Annotated in this window: 2 rRNA genes; both read left to right on the forward strand. The window is 55.1% G+C overall.

Annotated elements, in window-relative coordinates:
* Positions 1 to 43 precede the first annotated feature (43 nt).
* Positions 44 to 2,879 (forward strand): 23S ribosomal RNA (locus N5I32_RS21150).
* A gap of 72 nt (positions 2,880 to 2,951) precedes the next feature.
* Positions 2,952 to 3,066: ribosomal RNA gene (rrf, locus tag N5I32_RS21155) — 5S ribosomal RNA — on the forward strand.
* The last annotated feature ends 14 nt before the right edge of the window (positions 3,067 to 3,080 follow it).

Consider the following 3,080-nt stretch of genomic DNA (forward strand, 5'->3'; position numbering starts at 1 on the left):
TCTTGATCGCCTGCGCGATCTGGGCCTTGCTCTTTCTGGATCAAATCAAGCGCGAGAAGGGCGTTTGGTGGATGCCTTGGCAGCAAGAGGCGATGAAGGACGTGGTACTCTGCGATAAGCCATGGGGAGCCGAGAACGGGCTTTGATCCATGGATCTCCGAATGGGGAAACCCACCTGACAGTTTGTTATTGTTACTTCGGTAGCCAATAACGGGCTGAGACAGGTACTTTTACCCTGAATCCATAGGGGTTTAAGAGCGAACCCGGGGAACTGAAACATCTAAGTACCCGGAGGAAAGGAAATCAATAGAGACTCCGTTAGTAGTGGCGAGCGAACGCGGACCAGCCGAGCCTTGAGAGTGAGCAGAATGATCTGGAAAGATCAGCCAGAGCGGGTGACAGCCCCGTATGCGAAGCTCGATGGGACGTATCAAGTAGGGCGGGACACGTGAAATCCTGTCTGAAGATCGGGGGACCACCCCCGAAGGCTAAGTACTCCTTGCTGACCGATAGCGAACCAGTACCGTGAGGGAAAGGTGAAAAGCACCCCGACGAGGGGAGTGAAACAGTTTCTGAAACCGGACGCCTACAAGCAGTCGGAGGGGCCTTGAGCCCTGACGGCGTACCTTTTGTATAATGGGTCAACGACTTGGTCTCACGAGCAAGCTTAAGCCGATAGGTGTAGGCGCAGCGAAAGCGAGTCTTAAAAGGGCGCATGAGTTCGTGGGATCAGACCCGAAACCAGATGATCTAGGCATGAGCAGGATGAAGGTTGGGTAACACCAACTGGAGGTCCGAACCCACACCTGTTGAAAAAGGTCGGGATGACTTGTGCCTAGGGGTGAAAGGCCAATCAAATCTGGAGATAGCTGGTTCTCCGCGAAAGCTATTTAGGTAGCGCCTCGGACGTATCCTCTCGGGGGTAGAGCACTACATGGGTGATGGGGTCCCACAGACTTACTGAGCCTAAGTAAACTCCGAATACCGAGAAGGACTATCCGGGAGACACACGGCGGGTGCTAACGTCCGTCGTGAAGAGGGAAACAACCCTGACCTACAGCTAAGGCCCCTAATTCGTGGCTAAGTGGGAAAGCATGTGGGATTTCCAAAACAACCAGGAGGTTGGCTTAGAAGCAGCCATCCTTTAAAGATAGCGTAACAGCTCACTGGTCTAGTCAAGAGATCCTGCGGCGAAGATGTAACGGGGCTCAAGCCACGAGCCGAAGCTTAGGATGCAGAGCAATCTGCGTGGTAGCGGAGCGTTCCGTGATATGGCACCGTCCGACTTTAGCCTTCCGCAAGGAAGGTCATGGTCGGAGAGGTGCTGACTGTGAAGCCGGGCCGTGAGGCATCCGGTGGAGTGATCGGAAGCGAGAATGTTGACATGAGTAGCGACAAACAGGGTGAGAGACCCTGTCGCCGAAAGTCCAAGGGTTCCTGCTTAAAGTTAATCTGAGCAGGGTGAGCCGGCCCCTAAGGCGAGGCCGAAAGGCGTAGTCGATGGGAACCAGGTTAATATTCCTGGGCCAGGAGGAAGTGACGGATCTGAACCGTTGTCTGCCCTTATCGGATTGGGTGGGCAGCCTACAGGTCCCTGGAAATAGCCCTCCATCAGACCGTACCCGAAACCGACACAGGTGGACTGGTAGAGAATACCAAGGCGCTTGAGAGAACCACATTTAAGGAACTCGGCAAAATACCTCCGTAAGTTCGCGAGAAGGAGGCCCCGTTGGTGCGCAAGCATCGGCGGGGGGCACAAACCAGGGGGTGGCGACTGTTTACTAAAAACACAGGGCTGTGCGAAGCCGCAAGGCGACGTATACAGTCTGACGCCTGCCCGGTGCTGGAAGGTTAAAAGGAGGGGTGCAAGCTCCGAATTGAAGCCCCAGTAAACGGCGGCCGTAACTATAACGGTCCTAAGGTAGCGAAATTCCTTGTCGGGTAAGTTCCGACCTGCACGAATGGCGTAACGACTTCCCCGCTGTCTCAAATGTGGACTCAGCGAAATTGAACTGTGTGTCAAGATGCACACTACCCGCGGTTAGACGGAAAGACCCCATGCACCTTTACTATAGCTTCGCACTGGCATCAGGATTGTGATGTGCAGGATAGGTGGTAGGCTTCGAAGCGGGGACGCCAGTTCCCGTGGAGCCTCCCTTGAGATACCACCCTTCGCACTCTTGATGTCTAACCGCGGCCCGTTATCCGGGTCCGGGACCCTGCGTGGTGGGTAGTTTGACTGGGGCGGTCGCCTCCCAAAGAGTAACGGAGGCGCGCGATGGTTGGCTCAGAGCGGTCGGAAATCGCTCGTTGAGTGCAATGGCAGAAGCCAGCCTGACTGCGAGACTGACAAGTCGAGCAGAGTCGAAAGACGGCCATAGTGATCCGGTGGTCCCAAGTGGGAGGGCCATCGCTCAACGGATAAAAGGTACGCTGGGGATAACAGGCTGATGATGCCCAAGAGTCCATATCGACGGCATCGTTTGGCACCTCGATGTCGGCTCATCTCATCCTGGGGCTGGAGCAGGTCCCAAGGGTATGGCTGTTCGCCATTTAAAGAGGTACGTGAGCTGGGTTTAGAACGTCGTGAGACAGTTCGGTCCCTATCTGCCGTGGGTGTAGGAGACTTGAGAAGACTTGCCCCTAGTACGAGAGGACCGGGGTGAACGCTCCACTGGTGGACCAGTTGTCGTGCCAACGGCAGTGCTGGGTAGCTATGAGCGGACAGGATAACCGCTGAAGGCATCTAAGCGGGAAGCCCCCTTCAAAACTAGGTCTCCCTTGAGGGCCGTGGAAGACCACCACGTCGATAGGCCGGAGATGTACGCGCAGCAATGCGCTCAGTTGACCGGTACTAATTGCCCGATTGGCTTGATTTGTTCCAGTAACAGCAAGACCAGATCATAAGCACAACTAAACTCGGACACGATTGTTTCCAGTTCTTTCCTCGGTTTGGTGGTCATAGCCCAGGCAAAACACCCGATCCCTTCCCGAACTCGGAAGTTAAGTGCCGCAGCGCCAATGGTACTGCGTCTCAAGACGTGGGAGAGTAGGTCACCGCCAAACCTAGAAAAGAACTG

The organism is Albidovulum sediminis, from assembly GCF_025380365.1.
Taxonomy (GTDB): domain Bacteria; phylum Pseudomonadota; class Alphaproteobacteria; order Rhodobacterales; family Rhodobacteraceae; genus Albidovulum; species Albidovulum sediminis.